Genomic DNA, 19369 nt, shown 5'->3' on the forward strand with positions numbered 1-19369 from the left:
AGCGTTCACGAAGTGTGCCGTATCCCTGCGGGAGCCGGAGGCATCAGGCATAGCGTGGCGTTAGCCATAAAGTATTAAATAAAACCAATAATCTCCAAAAACCTAACCCCCCTACCCCCATTCCCTTGTAGGGAATGGGGATTTTAAAGCCTCTCTCCTTATAGGGGAGAGGTTTACAAGAGGGGTTAATTTATACCTTGAAAACTTTTAAAACATCCTCTAACGCACCCTCCAAATACTAGAATTTTAAAATAGGATCTTGAATGTTGCATATCTATATACATAATTACTATTTTTGGGGAAAATATGCCATAACAGAAACGAAGATACTCCGATCATTGGGTGTTTATAGATGATGAAATATTCTCAGATTCAATTTAGCCAAAGCCTTGCGGATATTGATCTTTACCAAGTCCAAGAACTGTTTAATCTGGCTGCTTTTTGGGCAAAAGGACGCAGTATTAAGGATTGGGGTATAGCTATTGCTAACAGTGAACCTGTTATTTCTATCTGGGATAGGGAATTATTAATTGGTTTTGCCAGAGCCACTTCTGATGGCATCTATCGCGCTACGATTTGGGATGTTGTCATTCATCCAGAATATCAAGGTAAGGGACTGGGCATCAAGTTGGTAGAAACGGTTTTAAGTCATCCCCGGATGCAAAAGGTAGAGCGTGTATACTTGATGACAACTCACCAACAGGAATTTTATGAAAAGATTGGTTTTCAAGCAAATAACACGACGACAATGGTTTTAAACAATCAGTCTAATTTTGATGCTTTTATGACTGAGGAGATTTGTTTGCAACAGTCTCTATAGGCATGGATATTTGCAGTCTAGTTAACTGTGGTGTATCTTCTTTGTTAGTGGGGAAAGACAAAATTTCTAACTTTCCTCCCATTAATTCTACTAAACTTTGATTAATTGCCAGTTTCATTCCTGCTGACAAAACTATATTTTTCTGATTTGTTTGATGTTCCGATTTCATTAAATCTATAGATTCACTTATAATTACTGTCTCAGTCGGTACGTCTAACCAAATATTTGCATAATTACCTGTTAATGATAAATTGCTAGAAAGATAAATATTGCCTTCTTCCATTTTATCAATTGTGGTATTTATCAAATTTATTAATACTTGTTTGAGCCAATGGTAATCTGCTAAAATGTGAATTTCTGAATCTGACGGTGAAAGAACGAAAGGATAATTACGGTTGACTGCTAATAGATAGGTTAAGTTATAAATTTCTTCTAAAAATTCACTTAATTGTAAAGTCTGAATATCTAATTTATTTCTACCAGATTCGATTTTAGAAACATTCAGAATCTCATCAATTAGTTTTAATAATTTTAGTGATTTTTGGTGAGCTTGGCCGATAAATTCCCGCTCTTCTTCGGGATTTTCACATAAATCTGCCAAAATCAATTGATGTAATCCTATGATACTACTTAATGGCGATCGCAATTCATGACTAATTCTAGCTAAAAACCCCGCTTGAAACTGACTCATTTCCCGCGCTTGATGATATGCGAGTTGAGTTTGCTGCAATTCTTGTAAAAGTGGGTTTTCTTGCTGTTGTGGCGCATTTTGAATGGAAATGGATGGAGATTTAACGGACTGTAGGAATAATTTACAAATACCTATTCCTAATCCTACTCCTGTTCCTAAATATAGCCAGTTACTAAAGTTCATAATTATCTAATTTAATACTACCTTGTCTTAAAATCTGCCAGTTATTTTCTGTCCATTTAGCAACGGTGGAAGGTATTCCCAAACCCTGATATTCTATAGCTTCTAATGTTAAAACCTCTGGAAATTGAGCTTCTATTTCGGCTTTGGTTTCTAAAGCTGGTTGACCTGATAAATTAGCGCTAGTTGTAGCCATTGGACCTGTTTGCGCTAAAATAGTTTGGGCAATTGGATTATTTGGGACTCTAATACCAATAGTGCTAGGATCATGGGGATTCATGACTTGGGGAATTTTATCACTAGCTGGTAATACTAAGGTTAATGCACCTGGCCAGTATTGATTCACAATTTTTTGCCAAATTTGATATTCTATCTCGCTACCTTGAACATAATCCCATAAATCTTCGGCTTTGGCTGCCATTAAAATCAAGGGTTTATCGAAACTGCGTTGTTTTGCCGCATAAATTAATTCTGCTTGTGTGGGTATAGTGGCTAATGCAGGGACGGTATCTGTGGGAAAACTGATGAGTTTTCCAGTTTTTGCAGCTTCTATAAGTCCTGATAATGAAAGGTTCATAAGTAGGGTTTTTCTGTTGGTGTTTTGAACTGGGGATGATTTTTTTGATATTATTATAATAGTAGAAATGGGGTTTAAAAACATGACTCAACTAACACCAAAACAACCAGCAAGCACGAGAGAAACACCCTCATGCTGTACATTGTATGTTTCGGTTGAATGAAATTGGAGCAGTTGGGAGAATATGATCGAGGGTTATTTTTGTTATTATTAATTTAATATAGTCATAAAATTGGAGTTTAAACCCATGACACAACTAACACCAAAAACAGCAAGAAGAAGAGGAAGGATTTTTCCTGAACTGACTTTATCACCGGAAGAATTAGCTAGACGTAAAGCAGAAGATGAACAATTTTATCAACGTTGTTGGGCAATTTTTGAAAAATTGCTTCCTGAGTTGATAAAAGATCATTATGGTTGGTATATTGCCATAGAACCCGATAGTGGTGATTATTTCGTTAATCAAAATAAGGAAGTTGCTAGTAAGAAAGCAAGGGAGAAACATCCTAATCTGATACATTTTTTATTTGGCATCAATGAAACTGGAGTAACTGGGAGAATATGATCGAGGGTTATTTTGGTGATGGGGGGCGGTTATTTTTTGAGGTTGAATTAATTACTACTGATGGCTTAAATCTGCCTGTGGATACTTTGTTTGATACTGGTTTCACAGGCTTTATGGCTATTAATAAACAAGATTTACAAGGTCTAAATTGGCCATTTATATCTAAGGAAAAGTTAAGAACTGCACAGGGAGAGTCGAGATTTGATCTTTATTCTGGTAAGGTGATTTTGGATAATCAAGAGTATAAAATTCCTGTTTATGCTGGAGATGAATTAACGGAAATTTTATTGGGTTCAGCGTGGTTGGAGTTTTTGCCTTTGGTGGTGAATTTTCAACAGAGTATTTTGACTTTGGGATGATTTTTTTGATAAAATTAAAATTAGTTGATAGTTAACCGTTAATCTTGCCAGTAGAGGTAATTTTATGCAATTGGAAATTCAGCTTGATGATGACTGTGTTCAAAAACTTGCGTATATTCAGGAACAGACTAATCAAGATTTTAGTGAAGCTATTAAACAAGCTATTGAAAAATACTATAACCAAGTTCAAACTAATAATAAACCGCCTTTAGCAATATTTAAAGAACTTGGTTTAGTCGGATGTTTTAATGGTGATTCTGATCTGTCTGTTACTTATAAAACAAAAATGGCTGACTATCTTCAGGATAAACAAAAAGAAGAGCGATTATGATTATTGTTGATACTGGTGCTTTATTAGCGTTGTTTAACCAAAGAGATACTTATCATTTTCAAGCACAAATTGCATTTAATAATATTTCAGAACCACTAATTTCAACTTATCCAGTAGTTACTGAAACTTGTTATATGTTAACACAATTTGCTAGTGATACAGCCTCATTCAATTTTTTAAAAAGTTTTTGTTTAGGTGCTTTTGAGATTTTTTATCTTGAAAAGTATCATGTTGAAAGGATAATTGAATTAATGGAAAATTACGCAAATTTACCAATGGATTTAGCAGATGCTTCGCTGGTTGTACTTGCTGAACATCTGCAAAATGGGCGGATTTTTACAAAAGAAGGGAACAGGGAACAGGGAACAGGGAACAGGGAACAGGGAACAGATAAGAAACACTCATTTGCACCAGTTTAAAGCTCAGTCAAAAAAAAGATGTTTTTACAAGATGCGTAGCACGAAAAAAAACAGTGTCATTATCTCAATCTCATGTTTTTAAACATGAGTTTTTCCTGTTAGAAAGTTGCCCGTTCCCTGTTCCCTCTGAATGTTGATAGAAGAGATTTTAATACTTACCGATGGAATAAAACTAATTCATTTGAAAATTTGTTTTTTTGACAAGCATAAAAGATGCAAAGAAGAGGGTTATTTTTAATTAATTGGTAAATCTCGTAGGTAGTAAAATTTATCTGTTTTCCCATCGTTTGCTTTTTCTCTTCCTAAGTAACCTGTTAATGGTGATGATAGTTCTATTAAAATTTCGTGCATTTCTCCTGGTTTTAATGGTTGTGGTGGGTTTGAACCGAAATATGCACCATCTAAAGTATCAACTCCAGCAGATTCTATTCCTGAGTTTTGTAGATAGTTTTTGACAAGTTGGATAATGTGCGATCGCAATTTAATCTCTTTTTCTATTTTATCTATATATTCATTAATTTTATCATCAATTTGCCCCGGTTCTAAGTATTTCTGTAATTCAATTAAGTTTATTGCACCTGGATATTTTGCTTTGAGTTCTACTAATTTTTGTAATGTCATAGCTTTGATAATACTGACTTTCCATTGTTGTGATGATTTTTGAGTATCTGAGGTAGCGTTACCTGGTCCTATTACCAATTTGGCCGAGTTGATAAATTGTTCTCTACCTAAGTGCATTCCACCAAGTTTAATTAATTCCTCAACTGTACGGCTAGGAATACTTTTACCTGCTTTACATTCACAAACTAAAGCATAAGGTTGTGAACAATATAAGTCTAAACCTCCTGCACCTCCTTTATAAGCAGTTTCAACTTTAAATCCTAAAAAATCAAGGCTATCCCGTGCGATATTTTCAAAGTCTGTACCCGCTTGATAGTTGCTTTTTTTCTCTTCTAGTTCTATGCTTCTATCTCCTAATGTTGTAATTGTTTTTATCCAATCCAGACTTTGATCTAATTTTGTAATAGGTGGAACACTATACCAGCCTAGAAATTGCTTAATGTCGTGATTAAGTTTTTCAATATCTGGATTGGTTGCTGAAATATTTTGACATTGAAACTGTAAGGTTTCTATATTTTGGTATGGAGAAATATTTCCAGACAAAATTAAGCTTTTTCGGTTGCTAAAACTAGAATCAGAAACCACAGAAATATCATTTTCACTTGCATGATTTACTATATCTTCAGATTTAGTCCAATAAAATGAACCTGTATCAGTTGGTATATTAACTATGCAATGTTTGGAAAGATAGTAAACTCGCAATATCAATAATTTGAGAAATTTCTGCTGTTCAAATATCTTTTCTAAAGCAGTCAAATTCCAAATTGTTGATTGTGCAATTTTCGGTAAAAGATCCTTTTGCTCAGGATTAATACGCCATTGATATTCACAACGCGCCCAAAATTTAAGATGAATAGGATATGTTGAATATTTAGCTAAGGCATTTTTAGCTTTTGCTAAATATTCAGGTTGATAGTATTCCTCTAAGCTGAGATTATCTGGAAGTTTTTGAGATGGATATAACCAAAATGATTTACCTTCATTTTGAAACTGCTTAAAAGGTACTACAATCAATTTCCCCAAAGCCAGCATTTCTATATCAAAAGCTGGTAATTGAATTCCATTCATTATTTGAATATTCATATCACACCGGCGCACTCAAAATTTCACAAATTAATAGATTATCAGCAGCAAGACTTAAATCTTTCACAAATTGAGTTACCTCTTCTTTGGTAAATCCATAGTCTTCAGCTTGTTCATAAATTTTTTGAATCGCTACTAGAGGTTTAATATCATTTTTTTTCAAAACGACTACTTCACCACCTTGCTGTTTTTCCAGTTTTTCTTTAAGCTCATATCCAGTTTTCCAATTGCGAGGAACATCAGTAGAACGTACTAAACAACCACGAGTAATTCCATATTTATGATAATCTAATAATCTCCTAATTACTGCATTAAATGTATTTCCATTTGTTGTTTCACATATTCTTACACCAATTTTTACCTCGCATATATTTAAGCAGTCATAACCAGAGATAATAAAATGTAAATCATGTGTTGCATCAGCAATTTTTTTAACTTCTTGAATTACTACATCTGCTGTACCACCATTAGGAATCATAGTCATAGCACAGAGAATTATTGCTGCTAACTGATCATCCTCTTTCATTGGTACACGAATTTGTTTAAGTAACTCTTGATAGGTTTCTAAAAATTGTTTATTTTTATCTAGTGGTAATGGGGGATCTACTGGTTCGTTACCTTTTGTTCCCAGTGGTTGAATAATTACCTTTTCAAACTCGTCAGCGCACCAGATCATCAAAGAACGCGCACCAGCAGATTCACTAGCAATATGTCTAATTTTGCTTTCCTCAAAAGGATATAAATGAGGATAATCTTGAGAATTGAGGCTATTATTTTTATAAAACCAATCTAGTCTGAGCTTAACCAATTCTATAGTTTCTTCAGTAGTAGGTGGTTTGGCTCTAACTGCTCTTTGACCAACTCGATCTGGAATACCACTTCCCATTTGCTCAATTTCTCGCCATGTGTCACTAATAACGCAGCAAATCAGAATTACATTACTACATTGAAAGTAGATTTGATCGATACATTTAGCAATTGTTTGAGCAGGACTATCTCCAGAATCATTATCAGTACCAGCACTATCAAGTTGATCAAAACAAATTACCACTGGTAATGATGCTACTTCAGCTAATTTGCAAATTTGCTGTATCATCCAGATAGATTTATCTTCTTGTATATCAAGTGAAAATTCTGGTAATCCTATTGTTTTAAGCTCTGAATTATCCTCTCCTTTAATCCAAGCTAAAGAAATTTGAGCAATTTTTACATTTTTCAAAAGTAGAAATAATAGTGCTTTTAAAAAGTTGAAATCAATTCCAGTTTGATTTTCTAAAATTGCTTCAACTAATTCATCAAAAAAGCTTAATAGAGTGGTTTTAGTTTGACTTGCTACAATATATTTTCGTAATTCATCAGGTGAATTACATTTTTCAATATATGAGCGATATTTATCCTCAAACTCTGTTCCTTTTAAAGTATTAATTGCTGCTGCTGCTAATTTTTGCCATTGAGTGATTCCTTTACTATTTTGATATGTAAAACTATCAGCTAAGTATAAACGTACATGAGAGTTAATTCGTTTGGGATTAGCACAAGGACCAATATAGGCAAAAATAGAATCTCCTTCTTGTGTTATTTTTTTCCATACCCTATGTATAATATGACTTTTGCCAGTACCTCGATCACCTTTAATTGTAATTCCAATTTTACTAGAATACTTTTTACGTACCTCAGAAATTGCATCAAATATTCTTTCGTCAATATGTTGATTCAGTCCAGATAAATCAGTAATAACATCACCCCAAACTTCATTAGCTGTTATTACTGATTTCAGTCGAAAAGGATTTGCAGATTCTTTACGTGCCTTATCAAGTAAGGCATATTTATCTGTATTTGACATTTTAATTATTTTCCTATTTGACAATTACAATGGTTTACTAACGAAAAATAGAAGCCCTCTTATTTCACTATTAATAGAGTCTTTTTTCTGTTCTTCAGTCGCTCCTCGTGCTTCTCCACTTTGGAGATATAATAATTTCTCTGCTTGCATATCCATGATCCAAGTATTAAATTGATCGCGTTGTAAACGATTTTCTACCTCTTTGCGTATCTGCCAAATAGGAACTAACCCAGCATGACTATAGCTTTTATCTAGCTTGTTAAATAAATCAATAATCTCTGACTTAAACTCCTCATAAGAACCAATCACCCCACCAACAGAAACAACCGACGCAGCTATCACAACTGTATCCTTACCTATCCACCGTAACAACGCATTAGCTGCCCAAGTCCCAACAATAGTTCCCTCAAACTTAAACTCACCACTACGCAAACCCGCACCCAACACATCTAAACCGATTGGTGACTTGAGAGTATAACCAGTCCTAGAAATAGTAACAGCCCCCTGTCCCTGCAAATCCTCTAAAATATCCTTATAGTCCGCCATTTTCTGACCCTTAGCTACTATCCGCTTCGTCAGCAAACCTTTTTGCACTTCTTGTTGACTTGCTCCTAAATCCCATAAGGCAAGCAACAAGCGTGTTTGAGCATACAAAGTCTGTGAATTCTTTTGTTCAGCGTTCATATTTGGTATCCTACTTAACTAAAAGATATTATATGTATTTTATTTGTTACTTGGATAAACTTCAAACAATAAAGTTCAAACAATATTGACTATTTTGATATAAATAAGACAAAAATCAATATTTTTTTAGAGCCAATTATCATATTTTTATATTCTTACTTAACAAAAAATTACTGATGATAAAAATAATAAATCAATATTCATAATTTATACCGCAAATACCCTGAGCCAAAAAACTGAATTGCATATTTCCTCAGAGGTAAATAAGTAATCTTCGCTTATATCAGCAGCAAGATGGAAGACTAACAAAAATAGTTCATGATTACATACAAATACTAGACCCATATTTTTCTAGGTACAAAAAAACAACCAAAAGCCCAACTCTATCTTTGCATTAGTACGGAGATTAAAAAGTCGTAAATAATGGGAATAAAAAATGCAGATTATATATAAAGAGCGTAAATTCGGATTACGCGTGCAAGCAATACTGTTGTCAACATTACTCTCAGTGCTTTTATTAACAGGCTGTGGCGGTGGTTCTCGAAACGCATCAGTACCACCACCTGTTGATGATACAGCAGGAAGAAACATGAGCGATCGCTCTTTAGTTAATCAACCCGAAGCTAAAAAAGGTTTATCCACAGGTCAGACGTTTGCACTTTTAGGAGGAGCAGCGGCTCTTTACTATCTCTATAACAAACAAAAAAACGCTCAAGGAACAGGAGAGAAAGGCAAATATTACCTTTCTAAAAATGGGCGCGTATATTACCGCGACGAGCAAAACCGCGCTCACTGGGTAACTCCCCCCCCTGGTGGTATTCGTGTTCCCGAATCAGAAGCACAACGGTATCAAGATTTTCAAGGCTATAACGGACGCACCACAGGTCGGGATCTCACTCAAGTCCCAGATGCACGACAATAAGGAGACAGATCATGGTTAACGAATTTTTGCAAAAAGCGAAAGATTTTTTCGTAGGGTTGGGCGATAAACGAGAAGAAGAAGATACACGTCCACCTCGTGAAAATCCCTACAGCGACCCCGCAAACCAAGGCAACTTTGGCAATGTCCGTCCCGCTAGTGAAGACCCCTATGGCGACCCCGCCGACCAAGGCAACTTTGGCAATGTTCGCCCCGCTAGTGAAGACCCCTATGGCGACCCCGCCGACCAAGGCAATTTTGGTAATGTTCGTCCCGCTAGTGAAGACCCCTATGGCGACCCCGCTGACGAGGAAAATTAACTTTTGACATTTGGTGGCAAAGAATGTAGAGACGCTATCCAATCTTGTGGGATGGGCATCCTGCCCGTCCTGATATTATTAGCAGGCAAGACTTGTACTGAGCTTGTCGAAGTATGCCTGCACCACAAGAAATTTTGGGATATTTTTTTATTTGGAAGTCTCCAAAATCTCCAACGCCCTAGTAATATTTCCCCTCACCGACTCCGCCGAAGTCTGCAAAGCTGCTCTTTCTTGATCATTAATATTCACTTCCACAATTTTTCTAATGCCCTCATTGCCTAAGAAACAAGGAACACCAATTACCACATCATTTAAACCATATTCCCCTTGCACATAAGCCGCCATTGGTAACAACCGCGATTCATTTAATAATATTGACTGCACCATCATACAAGTTGCTGAAGCCGGCGCAAAAAATGCCCCCCCAGTTTGCATTAACTCCACAATTTCTGCTCCACTATTGCGAGTTCTAGCGACTAAATTATCAATGGTTTCTTGACTTAATAATTCTGTAATGGGAATCCCATTTACTGTGGCATAGCGAGATAAAGGAACCATTAAATCTCCATGACTTCCTAATACCATTGCTTTCACATCTGCGGGTAAAACTCCTAATTCTAAAGCCACAAAAGTTGCAAATCTAGCAGAATCTAAAACCCCAGCCATACCCATAACTCGACTTTTTGGTAAACCCGTAGTTTGCCAAGTTAAATAAGTCATCACATCCAAAGGATTTGTGACTACTATAAAAATAGCATTGGGAGAATGAGCGATAGCATTTTTAGCCGCATTTACCACAATTTTGGCATTGACTTTCAGCAAATCATCCCGACTCATACCTGGTTTGCGGGGAAAACCTGCCGTAATCACCACAATATTTGAATTAGCCGTATCTGCATAATTAATAGTCCCGCTAATTTGCCGATTATGGGACTCAATTCCCCGCGCTTCCAGCAAATCTAACGCCAAACCTTGAGGCATTCCGTCCACAATATCCAACAATACCACATCAGCCAGATTTTTCTGGGCAATGCGTTGGGCTAAAGTGCTTCCAACTCTACCCGCACCCACAATAGTCACACGAGGAGAATTATAAACAATTGGGGAAGAGGGAGAATAAGACATAATTTCTGAAGTGATTGCAATTATTCCATCATTGTAGGGTGGGTTAGTGACCACGTAACCCACCATGCTACTGACTTTTTCCCTAATATAGCGGTTTCTAAACGTATCAGGTATATCATAGCCCCCTCCTCGCTTGCGGGGAGGGGGTTGGGGGGTGGGGTTCTTGTATATTAAACAAACTCTTCTAACTGTTCTAACTTTAACCAAATATTTGGCGTTGGCACTTGTCCAAACTTGACCAAAGCATAATCACCCTTGATATCCACAATTTCCCCTTGAGTTTCAAACAAATAACTAGGAAAGCGGGAATCACTAGCTTTAGCTTCTAAACTATTTTCCAACTTCTCCCGAATAGCCCGCACCATATTTCCTTTTTTAACAGCCATAATTTCCCCTCGTTCTCAAATAAATGCTTGTAATCAGAATTTTATCTTAGTACCCAAAGATAAAAGCATAATTTCTTTCCTGAAAACAAATAACCGTCTACCTTGCTGGTAAGCGGTTTCAAAGAAAAATCTTATATTATTTTTACCTAGTTCTTCCTTATCAGTTTCATCATAACAAATCCCGAAGCAATTGTCAACCCCCCAATACTCTATTTTCGCGCGTGATTTATTTGCAAATTCTGTGAGAGGTTGCTGATTTTTCTATCCATTAGAGACTTCCAATTAAAAAAATATCCCAAAATTTCTTGTGGTGCGGGCATCTTGCCCGCTAATAATACAAGGACGGGCAAGATGCCCATCCCACAAAATTGGATAATCTTTTTTGTGGAGTTCTCTTACTAGACAAACCTAGCTATTGACATTACCAGATGCTCTTATAAATGTTGGGTTTCCTCACGTCAACCCAACCTACGATTAGATAAACGGTGTTAAGTCTAAATGTTCTTCAATTTGGGTAGCTAAAGCATCTAAAATTTGTTCTCGCTGTTCTCGATAGTTAGCTACACCTGTGGGTAAAGATTTCAAACCCCGTTGTTGACGCAGACGATTTACCCAAGCCCGTCTCCAAGGGCCATTATCAAAAATTCCATGTAGATAAGTTCCCCAAATTGATTGACAACTATCTACTAACCCTAAATTAGCATCATCAAATAAGGGTTGACAAGATTTTTGTTCACCTGGGTTTTCTACGCGTGATAGCGAAGCAATGTTGCTAACAGTTCGCCCTTGGTGGATTTCAAACCCACTGACAGGTAAGCCCGCTTGGGGATAATTGGAAGTAACTTGACGCTGACGGGCAATTTTTTGACCTGTAATTACGGTTTTTACTGGTAATAAATTTAGCCCTTGATATTTACCCGCTTGTCCTTCCATTCCTTCAGGATCAGCAATAGTTTGCCCCAGCATTTGGAAACCGCCACAAATACCTAAAACTGTGCCACCAGAAGCTGCATAGTTTTGAATTGCTTCTGCCATACCGCTTTTTTGCAAGGTAATTAAATCGGCAATTGTGGTTTTTGTTCCTGGAATAATTACTGCATCTGGATGTCCTAAATCTTGCTTAGGATGCAAATATTTTACCGTAACAGATGGTTCTGATTCCAAGGGGTCAAAATCGGTAAAATTGGCAATTCTGGGTAACCGAATGACAGCAATATTTAATTCAGAGTTGGCTTTTGCTGGTTTCCGTTCTAATAAGTCCAAGGAATCTTCCGCTGGGAAAACTTGGTCTAAATAGGGAATCACCCCGACAACAGGTATACCTGTGCGTTCTTCTAACCATTTGATTCCCGGTTCGAGAATTGATCTCTGTCCTCGGAATTTGTTAATCACAACTCCTTTAATTAATGCGCGTTCATCTTCATCTAATAGTTCTAATGTTCCGACCACATGAGCAAATGCTCCACCTCGATCAATATCAACTACTAATAGTGTGGGTGCATTCAAATGTTTCGCAACCCGCATATTAGTTAAATCACGGTGTTTGAGATTAATTTCGGCAGGACTACCAGCACCCTCACAAACGAGAGCATCAAACTCTGTTGATAGGTGTTGTAGACATTCTTTGATGGTTTGCCAACCTAGTTCAAAATATTTTTCATAGTAGTCTGTGGCACTGACTGTACCTATGGCTTTACCTTTGAGGATGATTTGGGATGTCATATCCCCTTGGGGTTTAAGTAAAATGGGATTCATTTCTACTGACGGTGCTATTCCCGCAGCCCAAGCTTGCACTGCTTGAGCATAGCCAATTTCGCCCCCACTGGCTGTCACATAGGCATTTAAAGCCATATTTTGACCTTTAAAGGGAGATACTCGCCAGCCGCGTCGGGAAAGAATCCGACAAATGGCTGTGGTTATCAGTGATTTCCCTGCGTGGGATGTTGTTCCCACTACCATGATTGATTTCATTTTTAACTACAATTTAGTATGTTGAGATTCGTATAACTATGGGGGACAGATGCCCACCCCACAAGAGTTGTAATCAAAACCAATGATCAACATCGGTCAAAAGGGTAAACGTAACCAACGAGTTATAAAATCATTGTAGCGATCGCTCAGGGAAGGACTACCCCGCTTGTGATCTTTTAACTTAGTGATCAATTGATGACCCATAGGAGTTAGACGAAAACTATCTGTAATTCCCTGTCCATCAACTTCTCTCCGCAATACTCCGACATCAATTAACCAGGCTAAAGCGTTTTCACAGGTCAATTCTGATAATGGGCGGTTGGTGTAATTCTGCTTAACTCCTTTATCCATTGCTATAGCACCTAACTGGATGCTTTGGCTAGTCATGGCTACAAACAAATTCAGGTTAAAGGGTGAACAGATTAGCGATCGCTCGGCTCTGTCTAGGGCTTTACTAGTATAAACTAAGGGCTTGAAGTTGGGAAAATCCACGGTCGGCATTTTTTTAATCACTCTAAGTTGGGCTTTTTCTCAATAATTGGAAAATAAATACTTCTAATTGAGGATATTTAATCAACTATTTATTTAAATATTGTAAATTATTGTAAAATTTTTATTGCATAAAGATTTTAAACAGGACAAGGTGAATCATGGCTCTAGCAATTGGTACAGATGCACCTGCATTTACCACTAAAGACACTAACGGCAACACAGTTTCATTATCTGATTTTAAAGGTAAGACCGTTGTTCTCTACTTTTACCCTAAAGATGACACACCTGGCTGCACCAAACAAGCTCAAAGCTTCCGGGATGCCCAACCTGATTATCAAGTTAAAGATATTGTCGTGTTGGGAGTAAGTGCTGATGATGAATCTTCTCACCAAGCATTCACAGCTAAATATAATTTGAATTTCCCCTTACTAGCTGATACCAACAAATCTCTAATTACCGCTTATAATGTTGATGGTGGTGGTTATGCCAAGCGGGTTACCTACGTAATTGATAGTAGCGGCAAAATCATCCATGTTGATGCTACCGTTAATACACCCACCCACGCAAGTGATATTTTAACAGCACTTGGTTTGTAAGCATTAAGGAATCCGTAGGGGCGCAGGGCCTGCGCCCCAACCTACGCAGATCCTGCGCCCCAAATTATCCAAAGCAGGTGTTATTTACCTGCTGATGGTAAAATTTGTAAAGGGAATAAATTTTGACCAGATGTAATTCCTAATGCACCTGAGTTTTGTTGGATCTGAGGCTGAAGAAGTTTCTGTTGTGCAGATCTAAATGCGGTTGCGGCTAGGTCTAACTGTTGACTTTGTTGATCAGCATTCCATTGCACAGTCCCGATTTGTGCTTGATGAATCATGTTCATCATATCGAAACCTGACCCATTACCAGACAAAGCATTGCTATTCCGGTCACTCTCTAAACTACCAAAGGGTTGATTTGTATCAGCTAAGGTGGGTTCTGTAACTAACATAGAAGCAAAGCTAATACCAGCGATAGTGGCAAGAATAATTTTGTGAACTGGTAAAAATGATTTTCTCATGAAATTTCTCCTTATAATCTTACGCGAGAGTCCGACGGAGTTGGGGTTGAATAGTGAGTAAAGCCACGATTGCGAAACCCAGTAACACTAACAACGCTCCCCCAAAGGTAACATCACCCCAAAAAGCGTGCATTACTATATCATTTAATCCCCAACTGCTGTGTAGATACAAATAGCGAATTGGTTCAATGGCATAGCTGAGAGGATTAAGGGTAGCAATAACCTGTAACCAACCAGGCATAAAAGATAAAGGTGCTAAGGCTGTACTGGCAAATAATAGCGGTAGGTTAGTGACAAAAATTACGGCGATAAGTTCAATGTGTCCTGGTAATGCAAAAGCCAAACCGAGAGAAATGGCAGTTACGCCTAAAGCCAGGAGCAGGACAATGAGAGCGATCGCACACAATCCTGTAAAATTAGGTAAACCAGCCCCTATAAATGCCGCTGCTGCTACAATTACTGCTGCTTGGAGTAAACTTTGGCTAATAATAAAAATAGCAGACGCAAAAACAATTGAAAAGCGCGAGGCTAAGGGTGCAACCAGCAAGCGATTTAGAAAGCCAAATTCCCTGTCAAACATCACAGGTAAACCGGCATTTAAAGCCCCAGCAAAGGCGGTAAATACTATTACACCCGCTGCTAGAAATTGCCCGTAATTTGTCGTAGTCCCAAATAATCCTTTAGGCGCATTTTGGAATAATGCCCCAAATAAAACTAACCACATGACGGGCTGAATAATCCCGGCTATCAGGCTAGAAGGACGGCGTTGGAGTTGAATAAACAGACGACGGGTTAAGGCAAAAGTTTCTTGAACAATTTCTCCCAGGAAACTGGAATTGGTATCGGCAACTACAGTAGATGCGGTTAATTGTTGCCAATTCATCACTACTTTATCATTATTCATAGAGAAAACTAAAATTAAACGGTATCAATTATAAACATCTCTGCAATTCTTAATTAGCAAAGAATATTTATAATTCTTAATACTATATTATAGCGAAAATCATTACAGTATATTGCAGGTATATCAAATCCAGATTTTATTATTTTCTGGTTTCGGCAAAGGGTCTGAAGGCGAGGATGCCAATTTTGCTAAAATCTTAAAATATATTGCGATAGTTCTTCCTCATCAACTTTATGATAACAGATTTAAAATCATCTGTCAAGTGTTTTATGCTCTTATTTTGGCGACGCGATAAAAGTAGATTATGCAAATATTTTTCTGGATTGTTATCTGATGCTTTTGAAATAATTGTCTGAATCAGGATTTCCAGGATTTGAGGATGTACAGGATGATATGTTTGACACTCTCACTGGCTAAAGCCGCTGAGATTCTTGGTTCAACGAGTCCACTTAACTTAGAACCCTTGCGGTATCTAAGCCAGAGGTGGTTCTCTCCCCAAGCGTTAACTTTCCCTCTGCCCGAAGGTAGTTGCATTACTGCAAATTTTGCTTGAGTTTAAATTCTGTGTTGTCTAGCTCCCATGAAGATTTTACCTATTCGGAGGGTAGTCACTAAAACTATGGAATAGAACCCTATATCCTCAATTGTCAAGGTACAGAAAAGCCGTTAGGCAGTTAGGTTTTTATACAGGTTGATTACCATTCCTGTTGTGAACAGTATAACACCATTGAGAGCAAAGATAACAAAACTTCGCGCACCTCAACCAATCTTCATGAAAAGAAAGACTCTATGCGCTTTATTACCGCAGGATTCGCTTATATCTCACGTATAAAGACACTGAGCTTTACGCTTAACGGATGCTCTTGTAATTGTTGTGGATGATTTATGAGTTTTACTTTAATTATTGCGTCATTTTGCATCTACGCAGGTTTCTATCTAGGGTTTTAGTAATTGTTATTAATGGGTTTTTGTAAGTTAATGATAAATTACGCAAATCACAATTGGTTTTGTGAGAATTTCCCATAAAATCGCAGTATATTAAACTCAAGCATGATTTTATTCAGGATTTTAGTGATTTATCAAGTATTTTTCTACTTGTAATCCTGTAAATCCTTAAATCCTGGACATCCTGATATGGCTTACGCTACGCTTCGCTATCAGACAATTTTATTATTATGTATTGTTATCTGATGCTTCTGCTTGCTGTTGCAAAAATTCTTGAATAGATGACAATAGCTCAGGATTGGTTTCTATTTGTTCTAGCATTGCTAATGCTGTTTCTGGATTAAGTTCGGGAAGGTTTTCTTGTTGTGCGAGTGCTTGGAGAATAATAAACAATGTTTGTTTATCGCAATCAAAAAGCTATAGTATGCCTATTTAATCATAATTACTTAAAACTTTCAATACCATTTTCTGTACTATGTATCACAATTATAACTGTTTTCGGTCGGATGAAATACAATTGAGGGCGGGGAAACCCCGCCTCATTCTATTGCATACCTCTATAATTAATTATGAGTGAAACCTTATTTAGTGTTGAAAATCTCCGTGTAGCTTATCCTCAACGCAGTGGAGAAGAAGAAAGCTGGGCTGTTGATGATGTATCTTTTACACTTCAACCAGGTGAAAGAATGGGCTTGGTGGGTGAGTCTGGTTGTGGTAAATCTACGATTGGCAGGGCAATCATGCGTTTGTTGCCTGCCTCAAGCCGCACTGAGGGATTAGTAAATTTTCAGGGGCAATCTGTATTGTATTTGACACCAATTCAAATGCGGAAGTTTCGGGGTGAAGCGATAGCTTTAATTTTCCAAGACCCGATGACGCGCCTTGATCCGTTGATGACAATTGGCAATCATTGTATTGAAACTCTACAAGCCCATTTACCGGAATTATCCAAACAGCAAGCGAAGGAAAAGGCTTTAGCTACTTTGGAAAAGGTAAAAATTCCTGCTAGTCGTTGGAGTCAGTATCCCCATGAGTTTAGCGGAGGAATGCGTCAACGGGTAGCTATTGCTTTGGCTTTGTTGTTGAGTCCTAAGTTAATTATTGCGGATGAACCAACAACGAGTTTAGATGTGACTGTTTCTGCTCAAATTCTCCAAGAACTAACGCGATTGTGTGGGGAGGAAAATATGGGATTATTGTTAATTTCCCATGATTTAGCCATGGTGGGGGAATATTGCGATCGCATTGGAGTCATGTATCAGGGTAAAATGGTAGAAATGGGGAAAACGGAAACTGTTTTTGCTCATCCTCAGCATGAATATACTCAATCTTTATTAAAAGCAGCTTTACATATTCAAGCGGTAGAAGGTAATGGGGAATTGGTAATTGGTAATGGGAAAGAAAGTCAATCACCCATTTTAAAAATTACAGAACTCAAGCAGCATTATACGATAGAACCGAATTTTATTGAACGCATATTTAAGGGAGAAGGACAAACAATTAAAGCTGTAGATGGAATTAACTTAGAATTGTATTCTGGGGAAATTTTAGGATTGGTCGGAGAGTCCGGTTGTGGAAAAAGTACGCTTTCAAGAACTATTTTACAATTGATTAGTCCGACATCTGGAAAAGTCGAATTTTTAGGACAGGAATTAACAAGTTTATCCCGGCAAGAAATCCGTTCTTCTCGCAGACAAATCCAAATGATCTTTCAAGATCCTCATGCTTGTTTAAATCCAGCTATGACGGTAGGACAAAGTATTGCAGACCCTTTATTAATTCATAATTTAGCTAATACCGCAAAAGCTAAAGAACAAGTTTTATGGATGTTGGAAAAAGTGGGTTTAACACCCGCAGAATTATATTATCAACGTTATCCCTCCGATTTATCTGGGGGACAACAACAACGGGTCGCTATAGCAAGGGCTTTAATTACTCGTCCAAAACTGATAATATGTGATGAACCGGTGAGTATGCTAGATGCTAGTGTGCAAACCCAAGTTCTTGATTTGATGTTACAACTAAAGGCAGAATTTGATTTAACCTATTTGTTTATTACCCATGATTTATGGTTAGCGCGGTTTTTGTGCGATCGCATCGCCGTGATGAATGGTGGTAAAATAGTTGAATTAGGACAGACTAAACAAATTTTTGCTCACCCTCAACATCCCTACACCCAAACCCTCTTAGCTGCTGCACCTCTCCTAGCAAAAGCTTGAAATTAGGAGTAGGGGCAATCCCCCCGTGGTTGCCCCTCTTGTGAAGTCAGGAGAAGGAAGAATAAAGAAAATTACCCATTACCCATTACCAAACTAATTAATGTCTAAAAATATTCCTGCCAATACTTACAAAAATAGGATTCATGCCGCAGATAAATGGCAAGAGAGAATATCACAAATAGCATATCGCTTTAATCGCCAATATGAAAATCAAAAGTTTGATGTCCCTGACGAAGTGGAAGCAATGCCAATTTTTCGGGAATGGATTAATGGCAGATTAAATGAGAGAATAGTTTCACCATTTTGGGAAGTTGCTCAACCTCAAAAAAACGAACATTGTTTGGATATTGGTTGCGGTGTCAGTTTTTTAATCTATCCTTGGAGAGATTGGCAAGCATTCTTTTATGGGCAAGAAATTAGTAGTATAGCTAGAGATACTCTCAACTCCCGTGGTTCACAATTAAACTCGAAGTTGTTCAAAGGTGTTGAGTTGGGACCATCTCATCATCTAAACTATGATGACAGTCAATTTGATTTAGTAATTGCCACAGGGTTTAGTTGTTATTTTCCCCTAGAATATTGGCAAGCCGTTTTAGTGGAAGTCAAACGAGTATTAAAACCAGGAGGGCATTTTATTTTTGATATTCTGAATTCAGAACAACCTTTAGCAGAAGATTGGGCTGTGCTGGAAACTTATTTGGGTGCAGAGGTGTTTCTTGAACCCGTCGCGGAGTGGGAAAAAACCATTAAAGCTGGGGATGCTAAGATAGTTAAGCGGCAATTAGGCGAATTGTTCGAGTTGTACAAAGTGCGGTTTTGAGAGAACATTATCAATAAATAGTCTCTTAACGCTGT

Annotated in this window: 23 protein-coding genes; 10 read left to right on the forward strand and 13 right to left on the reverse strand. The window is 37.4% G+C overall.

From position 1 onward, the window contains the following. The first annotated feature begins 355 nt into the window (after nucleotides 1-355). Nucleotides 356-820 carry a GNAT family N-acetyltransferase gene (locus EZY12_23820; GenBank protein ID QSX70811.1) on the forward strand — a complete coding sequence of 155 codons (465 nt, stop codon included), beginning with the start codon at nucleotides 356-358 and terminating at the stop codon, nucleotides 818-820. Here the strand turns inward: EZY12_23820 and EZY12_23825 are convergent. Continuing rightward, a complete protein-coding gene (locus tag EZY12_23825; protein QSX67658.1) occupies nucleotides 783-1694 on the reverse strand; it encodes a HAMP domain-containing histidine kinase in 912 nt (303 codons plus the stop codon). The two genes, EZY12_23820 and EZY12_23825, sit on opposite strands and share 38 nt — an antisense overlap. Next, nucleotides 1684-2268: an L-threonylcarbamoyladenylate synthase gene (locus EZY12_23830; protein ID QSX67659.1), complete on the reverse strand. Its 585-nt coding sequence runs from the start codon at nucleotides 2266-2268 to the stop codon at nucleotides 1684-1686. Before EZY12_23830 ends, EZY12_23825 begins: the two co-directional genes overlap by 11 nt. Nucleotides 2269-2515: 247 nt before the next feature. Here EZY12_23830 and EZY12_23835 point away from each other — a divergent pair, with 247 nt between their 5' ends. The 4 genes from EZY12_23835 to EZY12_23850 all read left to right on the forward strand — a co-directional run bounded on the left by EZY12_23835 (nucleotide 2516) and on the right by EZY12_23850 (nucleotide 3942). Beyond that, entirely contained in the window at nucleotides 2516-2833 is a 318-nt protein-coding gene (locus EZY12_23835; protein ID QSX67660.1) for a hypothetical protein, read from the forward strand. After that, nucleotides 2830-3192, forward strand: coding sequence for an aspartyl protease (locus EZY12_23840; GenBank protein ID QSX67661.1), 363 nt, complete (start codon nucleotides 2830-2832; stop codon nucleotides 3190-3192). Before EZY12_23835 ends, EZY12_23840 begins: the two co-directional genes overlap by 4 nt. Before the next feature lie 64 nt (nucleotides 3193-3256). Then, on the forward strand, nucleotides 3257-3523 hold the full coding sequence (locus EZY12_23845) for a CopG family transcriptional regulator (GenBank protein ID QSX67662.1): 267 nt from the start codon (nucleotides 3257-3259) through the stop codon (nucleotides 3521-3523). Beyond that, complete coding sequence (locus EZY12_23850; protein QSX67663.1) at nucleotides 3520-3942, forward strand: PIN domain-containing protein; 423 nt, start codon at nucleotides 3520-3522, stop codon at nucleotides 3940-3942. The genes EZY12_23845 and EZY12_23850 overlap by 4 nt, the downstream gene beginning before the upstream one ends. A 234-nt stretch (nucleotides 3943-4176) precedes the next feature. Here EZY12_23850 and EZY12_23855 read toward each other — a convergent pair whose 3' ends face one another. The 3 genes from EZY12_23855 to EZY12_23865 are packed head-to-tail and all read right to left on the reverse strand — an operon-like array spanning nucleotide 4177 to nucleotide 8173. Then, on the reverse strand, nucleotides 4177-5646 hold the full coding sequence (locus EZY12_23855) for a DUF1802 family protein (protein ID QSX67664.1): 1470 nt from the start codon (nucleotides 5644-5646) through the stop codon (nucleotides 4177-4179). 1 nt (nucleotide 5647) lies between these two features. Further along, on the reverse strand, nucleotides 5648-7489 hold the full coding sequence (locus EZY12_23860) for a hypothetical protein (protein QSX67665.1): 1842 nt from the start codon (nucleotides 7487-7489) through the stop codon (nucleotides 5648-5650). Between the two features lie 24 nt (nucleotides 7490-7513). Continuing rightward, a complete protein-coding gene (locus tag EZY12_23865) occupies nucleotides 7514-8173 on the reverse strand; it encodes a hypothetical protein (protein QSX67666.1) in 660 nt (219 codons plus the stop codon). A 436-nt stretch (nucleotides 8174-8609) separates the two neighbouring features. Between EZY12_23865 and EZY12_23870 the strand changes: the two genes are divergently transcribed. Then, entirely contained in the window at nucleotides 8610-9095 is a 486-nt protein-coding gene (locus tag EZY12_23870; protein ID QSX67667.1) for a hypothetical protein, read from the forward strand. An 11-nt stretch (nucleotides 9096-9106) separates the two neighbouring features. Then, entirely contained in the window at nucleotides 9107-9412 is a 306-nt protein-coding gene (locus EZY12_23875; protein QSX67668.1) for a translation initiation factor, read from the forward strand. Between the two features lie 147 nt (nucleotides 9413-9559). On the opposite strand, the gene mdh is transcribed toward EZY12_23875, so the two are convergent. From mdh to EZY12_23895, 4 genes are all read right to left on the reverse strand, one after another. Then, nucleotides 9560-10537: a malate dehydrogenase gene (mdh, locus tag EZY12_23880; GenBank protein ID QSX67669.1), complete on the reverse strand. Its 978-nt coding sequence runs from the start codon at nucleotides 10535-10537 to the stop codon at nucleotides 9560-9562. Nucleotides 10538-10707: 170 nt separating this feature from the next. Then, nucleotides 10708-10923: an NAD(P)H-quinone oxidoreductase subunit O gene (locus EZY12_23885; GenBank protein ID QSX67670.1), complete on the reverse strand. Its 216-nt coding sequence runs from the start codon at nucleotides 10921-10923 to the stop codon at nucleotides 10708-10710. 474 nt (nucleotides 10924-11397) lie between these two features. Beyond that, the gene (cobQ, locus tag EZY12_23890; protein QSX67671.1) at nucleotides 11398-12894 is read right to left on the reverse strand and encodes a cobyric acid synthase CobQ; all 1497 of its coding nucleotides are present in this window, start codon (nucleotides 12892-12894) and stop codon (nucleotides 11398-11400) included. A 96-nt stretch (nucleotides 12895-12990) separates the two neighbouring features. Then, entirely contained in the window at nucleotides 12991-13395 is a 405-nt protein-coding gene (locus tag EZY12_23895; protein QSX67672.1) for a hypothetical protein, read from the reverse strand. A gap of 149 nt (nucleotides 13396-13544) precedes the next feature. On the opposite strand from EZY12_23895, the gene EZY12_23900 reads away from it, so the two are divergent. After that, nucleotides 13545-13982 carry a peroxiredoxin gene (locus tag EZY12_23900; GenBank protein QSX67673.1) on the forward strand — a complete coding sequence of 146 codons (438 nt, stop codon included), beginning with the start codon at nucleotides 13545-13547 and terminating at the stop codon, nucleotides 13980-13982. Between the two features lie 80 nt (nucleotides 13983-14062). Here EZY12_23900 and EZY12_23905 read toward each other — a convergent pair whose 3' ends face one another. The 4 genes from EZY12_23905 to EZY12_23920 form a co-directional block, all read right to left on the reverse strand. Continuing rightward, complete coding sequence (locus tag EZY12_23905; protein ID QSX67674.1) at nucleotides 14063-14446, reverse strand: hypothetical protein; 384 nt, start codon at nucleotides 14444-14446, stop codon at nucleotides 14063-14065. Nucleotides 14447-14465: 19 nt separating this feature from the next. Further along, nucleotides 14466-15350 (reverse strand): ABC transporter permease, encoded by an 885-nt coding sequence (locus tag EZY12_23910; protein QSX67675.1) that lies wholly within the window; start codon nucleotides 15348-15350, stop codon nucleotides 14466-14468. A 357-nt stretch (nucleotides 15351-15707) separates the two neighbouring features. Next, complete coding sequence (locus EZY12_23915; GenBank protein ID QSX67676.1) at nucleotides 15708-15884, reverse strand: hypothetical protein; 177 nt, start codon at nucleotides 15882-15884, stop codon at nucleotides 15708-15710. 639 nt (nucleotides 15885-16523) lie between these two features. Further along, nucleotides 16524-16688, reverse strand: coding sequence for a hypothetical protein (locus tag EZY12_23920; GenBank protein QSX67677.1), 165 nt, complete (start codon nucleotides 16686-16688; stop codon nucleotides 16524-16526). A gap of 176 nt (nucleotides 16689-16864) precedes the next feature. Between EZY12_23920 and EZY12_23925 the strand changes: the two genes are divergently transcribed. Together EZY12_23925 and EZY12_23930 are read left to right on the forward strand one after the other, a co-directional pair. Then, the gene (locus EZY12_23925; GenBank protein ID QSX67678.1) at nucleotides 16865-18514 is read left to right on the forward strand and encodes an ABC transporter ATP-binding protein; all 1650 of its coding nucleotides are present in this window, start codon (nucleotides 16865-16867) and stop codon (nucleotides 18512-18514) included. A gap of 100 nt (nucleotides 18515-18614) precedes the next feature. Continuing rightward, nucleotides 18615-19334, forward strand: a complete 720-nt coding sequence (locus tag EZY12_23930) for a methyltransferase domain-containing protein (protein QSX67679.1) — start codon at nucleotides 18615-18617, stop codon at nucleotides 19332-19334. The last annotated feature ends 35 nt before the right edge of the window (nucleotides 19335-19369 follow it).

The sequence above is a fragment of the Dolichospermum sp. DET69 genome, assembly GCA_017355425.1.
GTDB lineage: Bacteria > Cyanobacteriota > Cyanobacteriia > Cyanobacteriales > Nostocaceae > Dolichospermum.